This window comes from Roseibium sp. RKSG952 (assembly GCF_009711355.1).
In genome coordinates, this window is the sequence record NZ_SMMF01000914.1 from 20,241 (window position 1) to 36,698 (window position 16,458).

Genomic DNA, 16,458 nt, shown 5'->3' on the forward strand with positions numbered 1-16,458 from the left:
CTGAATATTTTTGGACATCTGAAGGATTTTCCGATGGATCAGCGCCGTCTTGGCCGCACCGACATCAAGGTCAGCTCGATTTGCCTTGGAACCATGACCTATGGCGAACAGAATACGGAAGCCGAAGGCCATGCGCAGATGGATCTGGCTACCGACCGTGGCGTGAATTTTTTTGATACGGCCGAGCTTTATCCGATCCCGCCAAGCAAGCAGACCCAGGGCCGTACCGAGCGGATCATCGGCAGCTGGTTCAAGGCGCGCGGCAGCCGGGACAAGATCGTTCTGGCAACGAAAGTGGTCGGACGCACGGTGATGGACTGGTTCCGCGAAGACGGTTCGACCGGCCAACTGAACCGGTTCCAAATCGAGGAAGCCGTCAACCGCAGCCTGCGAAATCTTCAGACAGACTATATCGACCTCTATCAAATCCACTGGCCGGACCGGAATGTCTCCGGCTTCGGCTCCAACCCGACCCAATGGGTTGATGTGGACCCGGCCGAAGACGAGAACCCGATTGGCGAGACACTGGAAATCCTCGGCGATTTGGTCAAGGCCGGCAAAATCCGCCATGTCGGACTTTCGAACGAAAGCCCCTGGGGGACAATGACCTATCTGGCCGAAGCGGATAAACGCGGTCTGCCCCGGCCCGTTTCCATCCAGAATGCCTATTCGCTGGTCAACCGGACCTTCGAGACCGGTCTGGCGGAGATTGCCCGGCGCGAGAATGTCGGCCTTCTGGCCTATTCTGCGCTCGCGCAGGGATATCTGACCGGCAAGTACCGGGATGGCGCGATGCCCAAGGGCGCGCGGAAAACCCTGTTCGAGAGGCTGAACCGCTACGAGAAGCCTGGGGCCGAAGATACCATCAATCGCTATCTCGATCTGGCGCAGGAACTGGAGCTTGACCCGGCCCAGATGTCGCTTGCCTTTGCGCTTGGCCGGTCGTTCATGACTTCGGTGATCATCGGGGCAACCACCATGGAGCAGCTTGACACCAATCTCGCGTCTGCCGGGGTTACGCTCACGCCGGAGGCCGAGGAGCGGATCAATGCAATCCATCAGCTGACCGGAAACCCTTGCCCCTAGACTGAACAATGATCAGATCGGGGCTTTAATTCTGCGTCCTGACAGTCATCCCGGAATAACTGAAATGTTTTATCCGGGATCGGTTTGCCAATGAAATCAGTGATGTCAAGGTTCTCCGGTCCCGGGTCGCGCCAAGGCTTGTCCGGGATGGCGCATGAGGGTGACCGCTTATTTACCAATGACCAAACCTGACCAATGGTGACTTTCGTGCGACGGATCGCTGCGCCGTTGATCGAGCCTTGTTTGCAAGGCTGGCCATTTTTGGCCGGTTTCGGGCTTGTCTTCAAGGTGTCATCGGGAAGGTCTTAAAGGGGTTTGCGCAAGGGGCTTTTTCTGATCCTTGAGCAGAATCACACAAGCTTGGAAATCCGCCTGATTGACCAGTTCCGCGAATGGTTTCGTTGAAAAGCTCGGAAAATAGGTTTGGAATATCAGAGGTTTGAGGATTTAACTTGCGCTTTGGAAGAAGTTGATTCCTCATGGAATCATCAGCGACAGCGGAGGGCTATCCAATGCCGCGACTGTTTACAGGTCTTGAGATCCCGTCCCAGACAGGGCTCATGCTTTCCATGCTCCGGGGGGGGCTGCGGGGTGCGCGCTGGATCGACCCGGAAAACTTCCATATCACATTGAGATTCATCGGAGATATCGACGACCGCACTGCGGACGAAATCGCCGATGCGCTTGATCGTGTGCGGCGGCGGACGGTGGAGATCCGGATCAATGGTCTGGGCTCGTTCGGAAACGGCAAGCAGCCCCATGCTGTGTGGGCGAGGGTTGAACCCACCCCCCAGCTTGCCGAGCTGCAGGCCGAGCAGGAGCGCATCATCCAGCGTCTCAACCTGCCGCCGGAACGGCGCAAATATACGCCTCATGTCACGATTGCCCGGTGCCGGACGTCGAGCAATGCGGATGTGGCCAAGTGGCTTGCCGAACGCGGCGACTTTCAGGCGCCGCCGTTTATTGCGGGGCGGTTTGTGTTGTTTTCCGCAAAAGCGAGTGTCGGCGGCGGGCCTTATCTGGTGGAAGAGGCCTATCCCCTGGCTGCGTGAAACCAGCCGGCATTGTGAGCGGCCTTATCGGCTGCTCAACAGCTCGCGATAGACCTGAAGGGTCGCGCCGGTCATTGCGCCAACACTGAACTTGTCAGAGACATGGCGCCGGGCGCGCCCGAGCAGGGCTGCCCGTTCGGATGGTGCCAGCGAGAAAATATGCTCTATGGCATCTGCAATAGCCACGCTGTTGCCAGGAGGCACCCGCCATCCGGTACGCTCAGCGTCGTCAACCTCTGGCGGCGCGAGCACGGTTTCCGGCACCGCGCCGAGGTCCGAGACAATCACCGGCACATCTGCCGCCTGGGCTTCGACGGCCGCCCGCCCGAAGGCTTCGGGTTCCACGGAGGCGACAACGGAGACCGAAGACAGGGCAAGGGCGGCAGCAACATCGTCGCAATGGCCGACCAGTTTCACCTGATCGCCGATGCGGGATGCCTCTATCTGCTGATTGAGCTCATTCAGGTAGCCGGTGCGTCCCTGTGCATCCCCTGCAAGGATCGCGACCGGTTCGGTAATGCCGCGGTTGCGCAGTTCGGTCATGGCCGAAATGACCACACGTTGTCCCTTCCAGCCGGTCAGACGGCCCAATTGCAGGATGACAGGGCGGCCGGGAGCAAGGCCCCAGCTGGCCGCCAACTGCTGCTTTCTCAATTCGCTGACCGCTTCCGGGGCCAGTCCGTCCAGATCCGATCCGCGCTGGATGACGGTGATTCGGTCTGCCGAAAACGGATGCCGCTCGGCAATCAATCGCCCGGTGAAATGGGAATTGGCAATCACCCGGTCGCCGCGTGCCATGACCGAATTGTAAAAACCCTTTAGCCGGGATTTCTGTTTGTAAAAGCCGTGATAGGTCGTCACGAACGGCAGGCCGAGGCGTTTGGCGGCGAAATAGGCCGACCAGGCCGGAGCCCGGCTGCGGGCATGGACGATTGTTGCGCTGCGTGCCTGTGCCAGATCCTGAAGCGCCTTGACGTTCTGCCGCATGGTGAAAGGGTTCTTCGATTTGAGCGGTAACTCGTAATGTTCCCCGCCAGCTGCGATAATGTCCGCAACAAGAGGTCCGCCGCCGCTTGCGACCAGCGCCATTCCGCCCGCCTCGACAATGGCGCGGGCCACATCGACAGTGGTGCGTTCCACGCCGCCGGTTACCAGCTCGGGCAGGACTTGGAGAACGGTCAGGGATTTATCGGTCTGCACGAACAGGTCCTTGTCCGGGGGCACTTCAAAATTGGCATGCCCTGTGTCAATTGATTGCAAGCACGTAATTCTCGATGAGAGCCATAATATGACCGCACGCCGACCGCAATTCGTCACCCCCGGGAAAGCTGCCGCGCGCGGTGGAAAGGACGCAAGTCTTCGGGAGATCGCCGTGCTTCATGATGAAGGCGCTTCCCCGGGCCTGTTCTGGCTGTCGGGCTTCAAGTCCGACATGACCGGCACCAAGGCGGAGGCCCTGTCGGCCTGGGCGGTCCAATCCGGTGTTGCCTGCACGCGGTTCGACTATTCGGGCCACGGGGCATCCAGTGGCGCATTTGAAGACGCTTGCGTCTCGGATTGGCTGGAGGAAGCGATTGCCGTTTTCGACCGTTACTGCACCGCTCCGACCGTCATTGTCGGGTCGTCCATGGGCGGCTGGATGGCGCTGCTGCTGGCGCTTCAGCGGCGAGAAACAAAAAACATCAAGGGCATGGTTTTGATCGCACCTGCGACTGATTTCACTGAAGAGCTGATGTGGAAGCAGCGCTTTACCCCGGAGATCCGGGCCGTGATCGAACGCGAGGGCCGGTTCGAGGCCCCGTCCGCATATTCCGGCGACCCGTATGTGATCACCCGCAAGCTGATCGAGGACGGCCGCAAGCACCTCATTCTCGACCGGCTGCTGCATTTCGGTTTCCCGATCAAGATCCTGCAAGGGATCCGGGATGAGGATGTGCCGTGGCAGCATGCGGAGCGCTTGCTGCGGGCCTTGCCTGATGACGATGTCACCATGACACTGGTCCCGGACGGCGATCACCGCCTGTCCCGGCCACAAGACATCGACATGCTGCTCAATGCGGTGAGCGATCTCATGAAGGGCTGAGCATCGGGGGCACAGGAGTGAACAGCGATCTGATTGGGCACTTTCATCCCGCGCGTCGCCGTTCGGCCGGGTTCCGGGCTCTCCGATCCCGGCTCCGCGCGAAGGCTTGGGCGGGATGACGGTTTCAGAGTGAATTTGCCAAGCTAGAGACGATGTAATTTGATTGACTTGGCCCTAGACCGGCATGGTCTCGGAGCCGTTCTTGTAAACCCGGTACCAAGCCCAGAACAGCCGGGCGGCCACGGCGCGCCAGGGGGCCCAGTCTTGTGCTATTTTGTCGAGTTCGGCGGGTTTCGGGCGCTCCGGCAACCCGAGGGCCTTTTCAACGGCAACCTGAAGCGCTAGGTCGCCGCTTGGAAAGACATCGCGGTGACCGGCGCAAAACAGCAGGAAAATATCCGCCGACCAGCGGCCGATGCCCTTGAGTTCGCACAGCGTGGCATGGGCCTCCTCGGCGGGACGGTTGGCGAGCGCGGCCAGATCGAGCCCATTGAGGCAGGCTTCGGACACAGCACGCAGCGTGCGGATTTTCGGCCGGGACAAACCGGCTTCGGCCAGGGTGGCATCGTTGACGCGAGCAATTTCTTCTGCCGTCAGAGGCACGACGCTGGCCTCCAGCCGCTTGAAGATCGCAGCCGCACTTGCGACCGACACCAGCTGGCCGGTAACGATCTGCGCAAGACCTGCATAATCGGGTGCCAGCCGCCGCAAGGGAATGTCTCCTGCCATGCGCGCAATCGGCTCTAGCCGCGGATCGGCGGCCGTCAGCGCACGAAGGCCGGTTTCGATATCGGCAAGTGTTTCAATGCGGGTCATTCAGATCCTTCTTGCGGCAAGTCATAAGAGCAGGCCCCCGCTTGCCCTCATGGGCCGGGTTCAGTACCAGAGGCGGGTGTGTTGCCGTCTGTTTTGAAAGGGCTTTTTGCTGATGTCCAGCCCGGTGTTCCGTTTTGCGCCCTCGCCCAACGGGCATTTGCATCTGGGTCATGCCTATTCGGCTCTGTTGAACTTCGAGGCTGCAAGACGGCTGGGGGGCCGTTTTCTGCTTCGGGTCGAGGACATCGACCGCACCCGCTGCACGCCGGAACTGGAAGCTGCCATGATGGAGGATCTTCACTGGCTCGGCCTTGACTGGGAAACCCCGGTGCTGCGCCAGTCCGAAAGGTTTGCAGCCTATCAGACCCATCTCGACACGCTTACGAGGCTTGGCCTTGTGACAAAGAGCGTTTTGACCCGGTCGGAAATCAAGCGTTTTGTGGTGGAGCAGGAACAGGGGGGGCATGTCTGGCCGCGCGATCCGGATGGGGCACCGCTGGTTCCGAAAGATACGGCCATCCTGAGCAGGGACGTCATTGCGGAGCGGCTTGAGAGTGAAGCGAACTTCGCTCTCAGACTTGATATGGCAAAAGCGCTGGATCTCTTGCGTGAGGTCCGGCCGGAGAGGCTGACCTGGCAGGAGGGCGGGGCCGGCCCGGACGGCCTTCAACAAGCTGTCAAAACAGTCTCTTGCGATCCCTCAGTCTGGGGCGATGTGGTGCTGGCCCGCAAGGACACCCCGACCAGCTATCATCTGTCGGTGGTGGCCGATGACGCGTTGCAGGGCGTGAGCGATGTGCTGCGGGGACAGGATCTTTATGCGGCGACCGGCGTTCACCGGCTTTTGCAGACCCTTTTGGGCCTGCCCGAGCCTCTCTACCGGCATCACCCGCTGATCCTGGGCGATGACGGGCGCAAGCTTTCAAAATCCACGGGCTCAACCAGTCTGCGCGCCTTGCGCGCCGATGGCGTGACGGGTGCAGACATCCGGAAGCGACTCGGTCTGGGGTGAGACAGTGTGAGGGCTGAAAAGTGCTGTCGGGGTCAGGATGAACGACTGGCCGCCCAGGGCGGATTGCGGCCAATCCGGTCCAGAAGGAAGTCGATGAACACCCGGACCTTGGCCGAAAGCACGTTGGTTTGCGGGTATACCAGCCAAAGAAACGTTCCCTTGGCGATCTCGAAATCAGGCAGCACACGGACAAGGCGGCCATTTTGAAGATCGTCATGCACGCTCCAGAGGGAGTTTTCGGCAATGCCCAGCCCTGAAAGACAGGCAAGTTTGAGGCTTTGCCCGTCGTCCAGCGCGACCCGGCAGTCCCATTCGGCCGGATCCAGCCGGACGGTCTCGCCCACAGCCGAGGTCATTGTGCGGGGGACACGGTGGCGGAAAGCGATCAGCCGGTGCTTGTGAAAGTCTTCCGGGCTCGTGGGGGCGCCGAATTGCTCAAGATATGCCGGCGAGGCACACAGGACGCGGGTGTCATCTGCAAGTTTGCGGCACCGCAGGCTGGAATCCTCCAAAACGGCATTGCGCAGCGCGAGATCGAAACTGCCCTCAAGCAAGTCGATTTGCGTATCCGACAGCCGCAAGTCCAGAAACAGGTCCGGTTGTGCATCGATAAAGTCCGGCAGGATCGGCAGGATGTATTTCTGGGCAAAGGTGCTGGAGGCCGCGAACCGCAAAGTCCCGGTGACCATCGCCTTTCCCTGTCCGAGGGCAGCGCGGCCCGCATCTTCCTGAGCCAGAATTTCCCTGGCATAGGGCAGAAATTCCGAACCTTCGAGCGACAGGGACACCTTGCGGGTCGAGCGGTGCATCAGTTCCGCGCCCAGCGATTTCTCGAGTTTTGCGAGCTTGGCACTGGCCACAGCCGGGGCCATTCCCAAATCACGTCCTGCGCTGCTGATATTCAGTCTTTCTGCCGCGAGTACAAACAGGCGCAGTCCGTCGGTGTCAAAGCTCATTATCTTTAAAATCCGAATTATTAATCCAGAAAAACGCTATTTATTTATGAGTTAGCGGCAATCATATTTCCGGTCAATGACGGCACGGATCACGAAAAGGATCGGACATGCCCCGATTGGCGACAGTCAACTATCACGTCCACAAGGGTGAGCGGCAAGCGTTCGTGCTGGATGCAGGTGGCATCACCGGCAACCTGATTTCGCCGGAACTGGCCCCCACAAAGGTACGGCTGTCCGACACGCGAGACGCGGAGCATACGGTCAGTTTTTCAAAGGATGCTGTGACATTCATCACCTCCCCCAGTATCGTTCGAGATTATTCCGGCACAGCCTGGAAAAAGACATATGATCGTGAACTTACGGCGCTTTTGACAAAACAGACCGGAGCGCGCGAGGTTGTGGTCTTCGATCACACGGTCCGGGTGGACGACCCGGAGGCAACACGGCAACCGGCCCGCAATGTACACAGCGACTACAGCGAAGCGGGAGCGAGGCAGCGCCTGATTGACCTCATCGGCCGGGAGCGAGCCATCGAGTGGAGCCGGGGGCATTATGCCTTCATCAATGTCTGGCGGCCGATTGAACATCCGATCAACAGTGCGCCACTCGGCTTCGTGCGTCCGGATAGTATTGATCATGAAGACTGGATCCTTATCGATCTGATTTATCCGGACCGAAAGGGGCAGATCATGGGCCTTGCAGGCAATCCGGACCATGAATGGGTCTACCGCTCCGCCATGACCCCGGACGAGGTGGCGATTTTCAACATATATGACAATCAGGGCCTGGCATCGGTTGCGCACAGCGCGCTGGATATGGTGGAGGACCCCACCATACATCGGGTTCGCAAGAGCATCGAAAGCCGTACCCTTTTGCGCTACTGAACAAGAGACAGCCATGTTGGACAAGACATCACCCGAGGGGTTTCCGCCCATCAACAGGGCTTACAACCGGGTTTTCCAACCCCGGCGCCTCAGCCTTGGGCTGGTCTTGCCGCTTGAGGCCTTTTCGGTCGGAGCAACCCCTAGCCTGCAGGGACACATCGAAACCGCGCAATTGGCGGAACGCCTCGGGTTTTCCGCGCTCTGGCTCCGGGATGTGCCCTTCAATGTCCCAGCGTTCGGCGATCCCGGACAGATCTTCGACCCCTTTGTATATCTGGGGCTTCTTGCCGCGGTAACAGACCATATTGCGCTCGGGACAGCCAGCGTGATCCTGCCCTTGCGCCATCCCGCCCATGTGGCGAAGGCTGCAGCGACAGCAGACCAATTTTCCGGAGGCAGATTGCTGCTCGGCGTCGCATCGGGAGACCGTCCGGAAGAATACCCGGCGCTCAATCGGACCTACCCGGACCGGGGTACACGGTTTCGGGACAGCTTCGCCTATATCCGGGCAGCCGCAGCCCCCTATCCACGTCACACCGGCCTGCAGGGCCATTTGACCGGCGATATCGACCTGTTGCCCAAGCCAACCGGCCCGCGTCTGCCGCTACTGATTACCGGTAGGAGCCAGCAACCTGCAGACTGGGCCGCACGGAACGGAGATGGCTGGATAACCTATCCCCGGGATCCGGTATCGCAGGGCCGGTCAGTCTCCGCCTACCGGCAAGGGCTGGTGAATGCCGGCGAGCCGGACAAGCCTGTGGTGCAGTCGCTCTATGTCGATCTGCTGGAAGACCCTGACGCGCCGCCGCAACCGATCCATCTCGGCTTTCGATCCGGCACCGTGTTCCTGCACGGGTATCTGAAAGAGATCGAGCAGCTCGGGATCAATCACGCCGCCCTCAATCTCAGGTTCAATCAGGCCTCGATCGAGACCACACTCAACCAGCTTGCAGACACCCTGCTGCCCGACTTTGATCAAGGGACCATCACATGACCAAGACCATTCTCATTACCGGCTCCACCGATGGCATTGGATTGCTCACGGCCAAAAAACTTGCAGCCGATGGGCACACTATATTGCTCCATGGCCGAAACCGCGCAAAACTGGTGGCTGCAACTTCTGAGTTTGAAGGTTCTGTTGAGACCTATGCGGCAGACCTGTCGGACATGTCAGATGTTCGCAAGCTTGCTGCGGACATCCGCGTCAAACATGACCGGCTGGATGTCCTGATCAACAATGCCGGGGTTTACAAGCTGCCGCATCCCGTTCTTGAAAACGGGCTTGATGCGCGTTTTGCCGTCAACACTCTCGCTCCCTACCTGCTGACCCAGCTGCTCCTGAACGTCATCCCGAAGGAGGGCCGTGTGGTGAACCTGTCTTCGGCAGCCCAAGCTCCTGTCGACACCGGTGCCTTGCTGGGACAGCGGCGCCTGGACGATATGGGGGCCTACGCCCAGAGCAAACTCGGGATCACCATCTGGACCCGTGAATGGGCGCGGGAATTGCCGGACGGACCGGTGATGATTGCGGTCAATCCGGGCTCGCTGCTTGCGTCCAAGATGGTGAAGGAAGGTTTTGGCGTTGCGGGAAAGGATTTGAACATCGGTGCCGATATCCTCATCCGGGCTGCCCTTGATCCAGCCTTTGCAAGCGCTTCCGGCCAGTATTTCGACAATGACAGCGGCGCATTTGCAGACCCTCATTCCGCAGCCCTCAATGCTGCCCACTCCCGGGAAGTCATGAAGGCCATCAAGGCCCTTGTCCACCAGCATATCTGAGCCGCAAGGCCCGGCAACCGCCTGAAACTTTCATATTTTGCCCCCAACCTGGAAACACCGTTTCCCGGTCACAGGAAAGGACTGTCTTATGAAATACGAAAATTTCCAGACCTTCGACGTGAAAGTCGAAAACGCCATCGCAACGGTTACCTTCAATTTCGGAACGGTAAACGTGCAAGGTCAGGAGATGTTGGCTGACCTGAACAGCCTGGCCATGCGGCTGGAACGTGACCGGGAGACCAAGGTCGTTATCTTCCAGTCGGCCAATCCGGAGATCTGGGTGTGCCATTACGACACCGAGTTGCTCAAGGACATGTCGACCGAAGCCGTCTCCCGCGACGACGCGCAGCTTCTGGACCTCCAATCCGTGTGTGAGCGCATCAGCAAGGTGCCGCAAGCAACAATTGCCAAGCTGGAAGGCTTTGCACGCGGCGGCGGACATGAGCTGGCACTGGCTCTCGACATGCGGTTTGCCGCCCGGGGCAAGTACAAGTTCATGCAGATGGAAGTCGGCATGGGTATTTTACCTTGCGGTGGCGGGGCATCGCGCATGGCGCGCCAGACCGGCCTTGGCAAGGCGCTTGAGATCATCCTGAGTGCAAGGGACTATGATGCAGACGACGCCGAACGCTTCGGAACGATCAACAAGGCGCTGGATCCCGTTGAAATCGGCCCGTTTGTTGACGCTCTGGCGCAGCGCATTGCGCAGTTCCCCGCGGAATCGATCAATGCGTGCAAGAAGATGGTTTATGAATCCATCGACAAGCCGATCGACGAGGCATTGAAGGCGGAGGCCTATTGGCTCTATCAGGCCACAAGCAAGACCCCGGCGGTCAAGCGGTTCACGATTGCGGATGAGAAGGGTCTTGAACATGACCTCGAAAACCAGCGTAAGTGGGACGAGCTGGTAATGAGCGTTCAGGACATCGACTGAAGCCGTGCGAACAAGCTGCAAAATCCCTGTTCCGGTGAGAACCATCGGGGCAGGCAGCACTCGGTCGTGGGTTTCCCTAACCCCCTAGCTACCGGTCCGGTATAAGGTTCATCACAGTGAATTCATCACATGGTGCAACGCAGCATAACCGTTGTAGGCAGAAGCGATGTTCCTCTCGATTTAGGTAAAAAGGGCTGAGTGTTAGGAGCGCTCCGCTCTGCAAATCGGTTTTGCAACCTTTGAAATTCAATCCCTTGGGGCGAACAAGTCCTAAATATTGCGCATTTTCACTTCTTGGTTGAAGACGACTCAGCTTGCAATGTAAATAATATATGTATTTTTAACTCCAACAATATTTCATAGAAAATCGGATATAAAAGAAATTTTGTGATAATTTGATATTCATATATTTTTACTTTGGAACTTTGTTCGTTTATAAATTGTAATGTTTTTCGTAGATTATTGTTATTCCAATGGAATGCTATTTTTATTTGATTGTTTTATTTTATTTTTGATGAAGTTAATTTTATTGGTGTCTACACATTCTGCTTTTCCCTCCTTATCTGCGTTTTGGCCGCACTGCAGCATAATCATTGCAGGGACAGGTCCGATCTGGCTGGCCTGATCCGTTTTTCCCCACCGGGTCGGCCCGGCTTCTGGGGAGCAGGCAGTCGGTCCCGCAAAAACGAGAGTATCAAGGAGACCGCAATGTCTGACGGAGTTCAGGCGGCCGGGCGGGGCCGCTCCCATGTTGCGCGCCTGACGTTCTGGCTGGCGTCCGGGGGTTTTGCGATCGGATCGGGTGAATTCGCGGCCATGAGCCTGTTGCCCTACTACGCACACGGGTTCGGCGTCAGCGAGACCGTGGCCGGGCACGCCGTGTCGATTTATGCAATTGGCGCCATCATCGGCGCTCCGCTATTTGCGGTTCTGGCCGTGAAAGTCCCGCGCAAGACCGCTCTCTTGGGCTTCATGGCGCTGATCGGGATCGGATATGCGCTTGCGGCAGCAGCCCCGTCCATGGCGGCGCTTGATGTGGCCCGGTTCATTTCCGGCCTGCCGCACGGGGCCTATTATGGCATGGCGATGTTGTTGGCGGCAGATATGGCCGGTGAGGAAAAGCGGGCCCGCGCCGCGAGCCACATCATGCTCGGACTGGCGGTTGCCAACATTGTGGGCGTTCCCCTGATCAACGTGATCGGCCAGTTTCTCGGCTGGCGCGTCGGGTTCGGTTTGGTCGCAGGACTTGCGGCCCTGACCACCTTGATGGTCTGGCGCATAGCCCCTCATGAACCGGCGCCGCAGGACAGCGCGCCGCTGAAGGAATTGTTGGCACTTGCCAACCGCCAGGTCCTTCTGGTGCTGGCCATGGGAGCAATCGGAAACGGTGCCGCCTTTGCCGTTTATGCCTATTATTCGGCGGCCTTTTTGCAGACGGTTCATTTGCCCGAATGGTGGGTTTCGGTTGGCCTCGTCACCTATGGTGCCGGTATTGTGCTCGGCAACTGGAGTGCGGGACATCTGGCAGGGCGCAATGTGCTCTATGCAGCCTTCGGATTTCAGCTGCTTCTGTCAATCGCGACGTTGGCTTATGCGGCCTCGATCGGCTCGGCGCCGATGATGTTTGCTGCCATGTTTCTGACCGGTGCCGGTGGCGGTCTTGTGGTGCCCTTGCAAACCCGTCTGATGGATGTGGCGGGCGAGGGGCAGACCATGGCTGCTGCCATGAACCACGCCGCCTTCAACGCGGCCAATGCGCTCGGGCCGTGGCTTGCCGGTCTTGTGCTTGCCGCCGGTATGGGCTGGCAATCGGCAGGCGTGGTCGGTTTTGCCCTGTCGATGGGCGGTCTTCTGTTCTGGCTTGCGATCATGGTCACGACGACGCGCGGCTCCAGACACCATCACCGCTATGCGGACTGAGCGGATCCATCGGCCGATCGGTTGATTGAAAGGATCACGGCGATGCAGTCCAAATATCAAGCCAGATCGCCCAAAGCCCGGTGGTCACGACGGCGGCGGCCGTCGTGACCGTGATGGCATTGGTCGACATGGCGTGGCCTGTTCCGTAGCGATTGGCGAAGATATAGGCGTTTACCCCGGTCGGGCAGGCTGCCGTCAGGGTCGCGACGGCAGTCCATAGCGGCGGCAACTGAAACACAAATGCGCCGGCCGCGAAGACTACGGCCGGCATGACAATCATTTTGATCAGGCTCAGGATCAGCCCGGGCAGGACATTGCCGCGCATACCATAGGCGACCATGCTCATGCCGAGCGAAAAAAGCGCTACCGGAAGTGCGGTCGCAGCGATCTTGTCCAAGACATCCTGCAAGACGCCTTCGATCGGCAGACCGGTCGATCGCCAGACAAGGGAACAGACGATCCCGATTACGATCGGATTGGTCACAAGGTTTCGAGCAATCCGCCGGAGAAGAACCGCGGGGCGCACGGCTTCGCCGAGCCCGTCCAGAGCCACGGCCCGTTCCATCAGGATTGCGGTGACAACCGTCATGATCGGCAAATGCACGGAGATGATCAGGAGGATCGGCACCAGCCCGTCGCCACCGTAAAGCTCCGACACAAGCGGGAGACCGACCATGATCGTGTTGGCGAAGGCTGCCGAGATCCCGCCGATGACACCTGCCCGGGCTTCGCGGCCGAACCCGCGCCGGATGACCAGGGTGCCAAGTGTCCAGGCGGCTGCAACACCGGTGAAATAGCTGGCCCAAAGGGTGTAGGGTGTCTCTCCGTCAAGGTTCACCACAGCCAATGTGCGGAAAATCAGGACGGGAATTGCGACGACATAGACGTATTGCCCAAGCGCTTCGCCGACAGAGGGGCCCAACACCTTGAAGCGTGCCAGGCCGTAGCCAAGGGCGATCAGGATAAAGACGGGAACAACGATTGAAAATACGCCAGAGGCCATGGGCAGGTGTTCGGGTTTGCCGCCCGGGGATTTGCCAATCCCTTGAAGGACGTGGTGACAACGGCAGATGCGGGCAGACATCCGGGTTTATCGTCAACGGTGTGTTTGGCACAACGCGGGCGAAGGTGGTGGACCATGTCCCTGCTTTCCGGATTTGGCAAGCTTGGACGTGAATTTTAAAGCTTGGGGGCTTCCCAAAATGATTGACAACAAGACCGCGGACGCTGCCGCGCTCCTTGCCCATGACCTTCGAACGCCATTGTCGGCCATGCGTCTGGCGGCCGAATTGATCGGGACCGAAAGCTTGAGCGACCGTCAACGGGAACGGTTGTCGCTGTTGTTGCAGTCAATCGACATGTTGTCCGCAATGACCGATGGGATGCTCGGGGCTGACAGTGCGCTCGTGAACCCGGCTCCGCGCACGCGATCGGTGCTTGAGCTGATTGGGGCGGCGGCAGCCCTTTTCCGGCTGCCGGCTGAACAAAAGGGGCTCGATCTGACAGTGGACTCCGGAAATATCAGCAATGCTGTTGCGGTATCGGAGACGGCTGCCGTGCAGCGCATCGTGAATGCACTGCTCGACAATGCGGTCAAATACACGGATCAAGGTTCCATTTCCCTGTCCGTAAGCACAATGCGTGACACCGAAGGCAGGGAAATGTTGCGTCTTTCGATTTCCGATACCGGCTGTGGCATAACCAGCGAAGAACGGGCACGGCTGTTCCAACCGTTCATGCGCGGTGAGGCCGGGCGCGCCCGTTGCAAAGGGGACGGGCTCGGCCTTTGGGGCGTTCGCCGGTGGGTCGGCGAGCTGGGCGGAGAGCTTTCTGTCGAGAGCCGTGTGGGCACCGGCAGCCGGTTTGAAGTCCGCCTGCCTTTGTCTGAGCCCGCTGCCTCGGTTTGCTCAGAACCGGCGCAAGAGCGGATAAGCCAACAAAAGCCACCTCTGGCCGGGCACGTATTGATTGTTGACGACAACATGGTCAACAGACAGCTGATGGGTGCAATGCTGGACGCCTTTGGTCTCACATATGAAGACGCGGACAGCGGAGCGGCCGGTTTGGCGAAGCTTGGTGAGGGCCGGTTTGATGTTGCTCTTCTGGACCTGCACATGCCGGACATGTCCGGGATCGAAACGGCCCGGCGCGCAACAGGAATGGCTGGCAAGGGGCATGCACCGGTATTCATTGCGGTTACGGCTTCTCCGGAAAAGGTGGAGCCGGATCGATTGCGTGAGGCCGGGATCGCGGGTCTCGTTGCAAAGCCGTTTCGGGCCGACGATCTGTACCGGGTATTGAGCGCTCACATTCACCAAGGCTGATTCCGCCACTCTCAGTCCCGTGGCGTCAGGGCAGCGTCGAAGGCATCGGCCATCCGGTCAAATCCCCAAAACAGGGAACCGTCTTCGGTAACGAAACTCGGTGCACCAAAGATTCCCTTGTGTTCGGCCTCTTCGACCGTTTGCCGCAGGCTGATCTTGTTGCCATCGGTAACCGCCTGTGCCAGCAGGTCTTCAGGGTCGGCACCTGCGTCCTGGACGAGCCGGGACAGCACCTGCGGATCGGAGATATCGGCCCCCTCGCCGAATTCCGCCTGAAAGACGCCGCGCGCAAAATCGGGAAGCCACGAAGCGTCCCGCCCGACATGGGCGATCCGTGTGGCCAACAGGCTGTTTTGCGGAAACGGGTCGGGAACGGTCAGCGGCAGGCCAAGCTTCTTGCACTGGCGTGCCATGTCCTGCCACATGTAGCGGCCTTTCGCCGGGTTCAGGTTAAAGGGCGATGTCGGCTTTCCCTGCTTTTTGAAGATGGGGCCAAGCAAAAACGGCCGCCAGACAACCTCCACTTGCCGCTCTTCGGCCATGTGCTCGACCCGCATGGCCGACAGGTAACTGTAGGTGGAGGCAAAATCCCACCAGAACTCAATTTTCGGAAAGCGGCTTTCCGTGCTGGCTGGCCGTTGGGCATTCGGGGAAATGTTCATGGCCTTGTTCTTTCCTCCCTGAAGGTTTTGGCTGCGGCATTTCACGCAAGCCCATTGGCCACCGGGCCCGGATCGGCTAAACAGCCGCCATGACCCGTGCGCTTGAAAACAACAATAAGTCCCTCTCGGCCCTCTACAAGACATGGGGGTGGGCCGCTGCGCACCCCGTGCTGGCCGTTTGTGGTTATATCGTTGTGGTGTCAGTGTTTTTTCTCGTCTTTCCGAAGGTGGATCTTTGGGCCAGCGGGCTTTTCTACGTTGAGGGCAAGGGATTTGTGGCCAAGGATGTGCCGATCCTGCGCGAGTTCCGGCATCTGGGGCCTTATCTGATCAAGATTGCCGCAATCGTCTCGGTTGCGATTATGCTCCTGAAACTGTTGCTCCCCGCCCGGTCACCTTTGGTGCCCTTGCGGACCCCCGTGTTTCTGGTGTCCACGTTGATCCTTGGGCCTGGGATTCTGGTCAATGCGATCCTGAAGGACAATTGGGGCCGGCCGCGGCCCAATTCCGTCGAGGTTTTCGGTGGTACGGCGCACTATCAGGATGTCTGGGTGATGTCGGACCAGTGCGCCTCCAACTGTTCCTTTGTGTCTGGAGAAGCCTCCGGGTCAATGTGGCTGGTGGCACTGGCCTTTGTGGCACCGCTGGCATGGCGCGCCGCGATCTTGTGGTTTGTATTGCCGCTCGGATTTCTGTTGTCGCTCAACCGGATTGCCTTTGGCGGGCATTTTCTCTCCGATACGCTGTTATCCTGGGGGCTGACCCTGCTGGTCCTGCTTTTTGTGCACCGGTTGCTTTACCGGACCGGCGCACGTGCGATTGATGACACGAGGCTGGATGTCTGGTTCACGAAAGCCGGACGGGGACTTCAGCGCTGGACAGGCAGGGCGGCGGCGGCAGCCAGCCGCGCCGCGATCCGTTTCAAGAACAGGTTTTCGAAAGCAAGTTGA

At 59.1% G+C, this 16,458-nt stretch carries 16 protein-coding genes; 11 read left to right on the forward strand and 5 right to left on the reverse strand.

Annotation, left to right across the window (positions count from 1 at the left end; genetic code table 11):
• The first annotated feature begins 33 nt into the window (after window positions 1–33).
• Both E1297_RS19565 and thpR read left to right on the forward strand, forming a co-directional pair.
• The gene (locus E1297_RS19565; RefSeq protein WP_155141370.1) at window positions 34–1,086 is read left to right on the forward strand and encodes an aldo/keto reductase; all 1,053 of its coding nucleotides are present in this window, start codon (window positions 34–36) and stop codon (window positions 1,084–1,086) included.
• A 512-nt stretch (window positions 1,087–1,598) separates the two neighbouring features.
• Window positions 1,599–2,138 carry an RNA 2',3'-cyclic phosphodiesterase gene (gene thpR, locus E1297_RS19570; protein WP_155141372.1) on the forward strand — a complete coding sequence of 180 codons (540 nt, stop codon included), beginning with the start codon at window positions 1,599–1,601 and terminating at the stop codon, window positions 2,136–2,138.
• Window positions 2,139–2,162: 24 nt separating this feature from the next.
• Here the strand turns inward: thpR and E1297_RS19575 are convergent, their stop codons facing one another.
• Window positions 2,163–3,398 (reverse strand): glycosyltransferase family 4 protein, encoded by a 1,236-nt coding sequence (locus E1297_RS19575; protein ID WP_244327819.1) that lies wholly within the window; start codon window positions 3,396–3,398, stop codon window positions 2,163–2,165.
• A gap of 28 nt (window positions 3,399–3,426) precedes the next feature.
• Between E1297_RS19575 and E1297_RS19580 the strand changes: the two genes are divergently transcribed.
• Window positions 3,427–4,221 (forward strand): carboxylesterase, encoded by a 795-nt coding sequence (locus E1297_RS19580; RefSeq protein WP_155141374.1) that lies wholly within the window; start codon window positions 3,427–3,429, stop codon window positions 4,219–4,221.
• A 174-nt stretch (window positions 4,222–4,395) separates the two neighbouring features.
• On the opposite strand, the gene E1297_RS19585 is transcribed toward E1297_RS19580, so the two are convergent.
• Complete coding sequence (locus tag E1297_RS19585; protein WP_155141376.1) at window positions 4,396–5,037, reverse strand: DNA-3-methyladenine glycosylase; 642 nt, start codon at window positions 5,035–5,037, stop codon at window positions 4,396–4,398.
• Window positions 5,038–5,149: 112 nt separating this feature from the next.
• Here E1297_RS19585 and gluQRS point away from each other — a divergent pair, with 112 nt between their 5' ends.
• Window positions 5,150–6,049 (forward strand): tRNA glutamyl-Q(34) synthetase GluQRS, encoded by a 900-nt coding sequence (gene gluQRS / locus E1297_RS19590; RefSeq protein WP_155141378.1) that lies wholly within the window; start codon window positions 5,150–5,152, stop codon window positions 6,047–6,049.
• Window positions 6,050–6,081: 32 nt separating this feature from the next.
• Here the strand turns inward: gluQRS and E1297_RS19595 are convergent, their stop codons facing one another.
• Window positions 6,082–7,005, reverse strand: coding sequence for a LysR family transcriptional regulator (locus tag E1297_RS19595; RefSeq protein WP_155141380.1), 924 nt, complete (start codon window positions 7,003–7,005; stop codon window positions 6,082–6,084).
• A 107-nt stretch (window positions 7,006–7,112) separates the two neighbouring features.
• Between E1297_RS19595 and E1297_RS19600 the strand changes: the two genes are divergently transcribed.
• The 5 genes from E1297_RS19600 (at window position 7,113) to E1297_RS19620 (ending at window position 12,522) form a co-directional block, all read left to right on the forward strand.
• On the forward strand, window positions 7,113–7,889 hold the full coding sequence (locus E1297_RS19600; protein ID WP_155141382.1) for a CmcJ/NvfI family oxidoreductase: 777 nt from the start codon (window positions 7,113–7,115) through the stop codon (window positions 7,887–7,889).
• A gap of 13 nt (window positions 7,890–7,902) precedes the next feature.
• A complete protein-coding gene (locus E1297_RS19605; protein WP_155141384.1) occupies window positions 7,903–8,883 on the forward strand; it encodes a TIGR03571 family LLM class oxidoreductase in 981 nt (326 codons plus the stop codon).
• Window positions 8,880–9,668, forward strand: coding sequence for an SDR family NAD(P)-dependent oxidoreductase (locus E1297_RS19610; RefSeq protein WP_155141386.1), 789 nt, complete (start codon window positions 8,880–8,882; stop codon window positions 9,666–9,668). The genes E1297_RS19605 and E1297_RS19610 overlap by 4 nt, the downstream gene beginning before the upstream one ends.
• Window positions 9,669–9,756: 88 nt before the next feature.
• Window positions 9,757–10,602 carry an enoyl-CoA hydratase/isomerase family protein gene (locus tag E1297_RS19615; protein WP_155141388.1) on the forward strand — a complete coding sequence of 282 codons (846 nt, stop codon included), beginning with the start codon at window positions 9,757–9,759 and terminating at the stop codon, window positions 10,600–10,602.
• A gap of 708 nt (window positions 10,603–11,310) precedes the next feature.
• Entirely contained in the window at window positions 11,311–12,522 is a 1,212-nt protein-coding gene (locus tag E1297_RS19620) for an MFS transporter (RefSeq protein WP_155141390.1), read from the forward strand.
• Window positions 12,523–12,556: 34 nt separating this feature from the next.
• Here E1297_RS19620 and E1297_RS19625 read toward each other — a convergent pair whose 3' ends face one another.
• Entirely contained in the window at window positions 12,557–13,606 is a 1,050-nt protein-coding gene (locus E1297_RS19625) for an AEC family transporter (protein ID WP_209015874.1), read from the reverse strand.
• 118 nt (window positions 13,607–13,724) lie between these two features.
• Between E1297_RS19625 and E1297_RS19630 the strand changes: the two genes are divergently transcribed.
• The gene (locus E1297_RS19630; protein ID WP_196223364.1) at window positions 13,725–14,846 is read left to right on the forward strand and encodes an ATP-binding protein; all 1,122 of its coding nucleotides are present in this window, start codon (window positions 13,725–13,727) and stop codon (window positions 14,844–14,846) included.
• Window positions 14,847–14,857: 11 nt separating this feature from the next.
• Here E1297_RS19630 and E1297_RS19635 read toward each other — a convergent pair whose 3' ends face one another.
• Window positions 14,858–15,508: a 2-hydroxychromene-2-carboxylate isomerase gene (locus E1297_RS19635; protein ID WP_155141394.1), complete on the reverse strand. Its 651-nt coding sequence runs from the start codon at window positions 15,506–15,508 to the stop codon at window positions 14,858–14,860.
• An 89-nt stretch (window positions 15,509–15,597) separates the two neighbouring features.
• Here E1297_RS19635 and E1297_RS19640 point away from each other — a divergent pair, with 89 nt between their 5' ends.
• On the forward strand, window positions 15,598–16,458 hold the full coding sequence (locus tag E1297_RS19640; protein WP_155141398.1) for a phosphatase PAP2 family protein: 861 nt from the start codon (window positions 15,598–15,600) through the stop codon (window positions 16,456–16,458).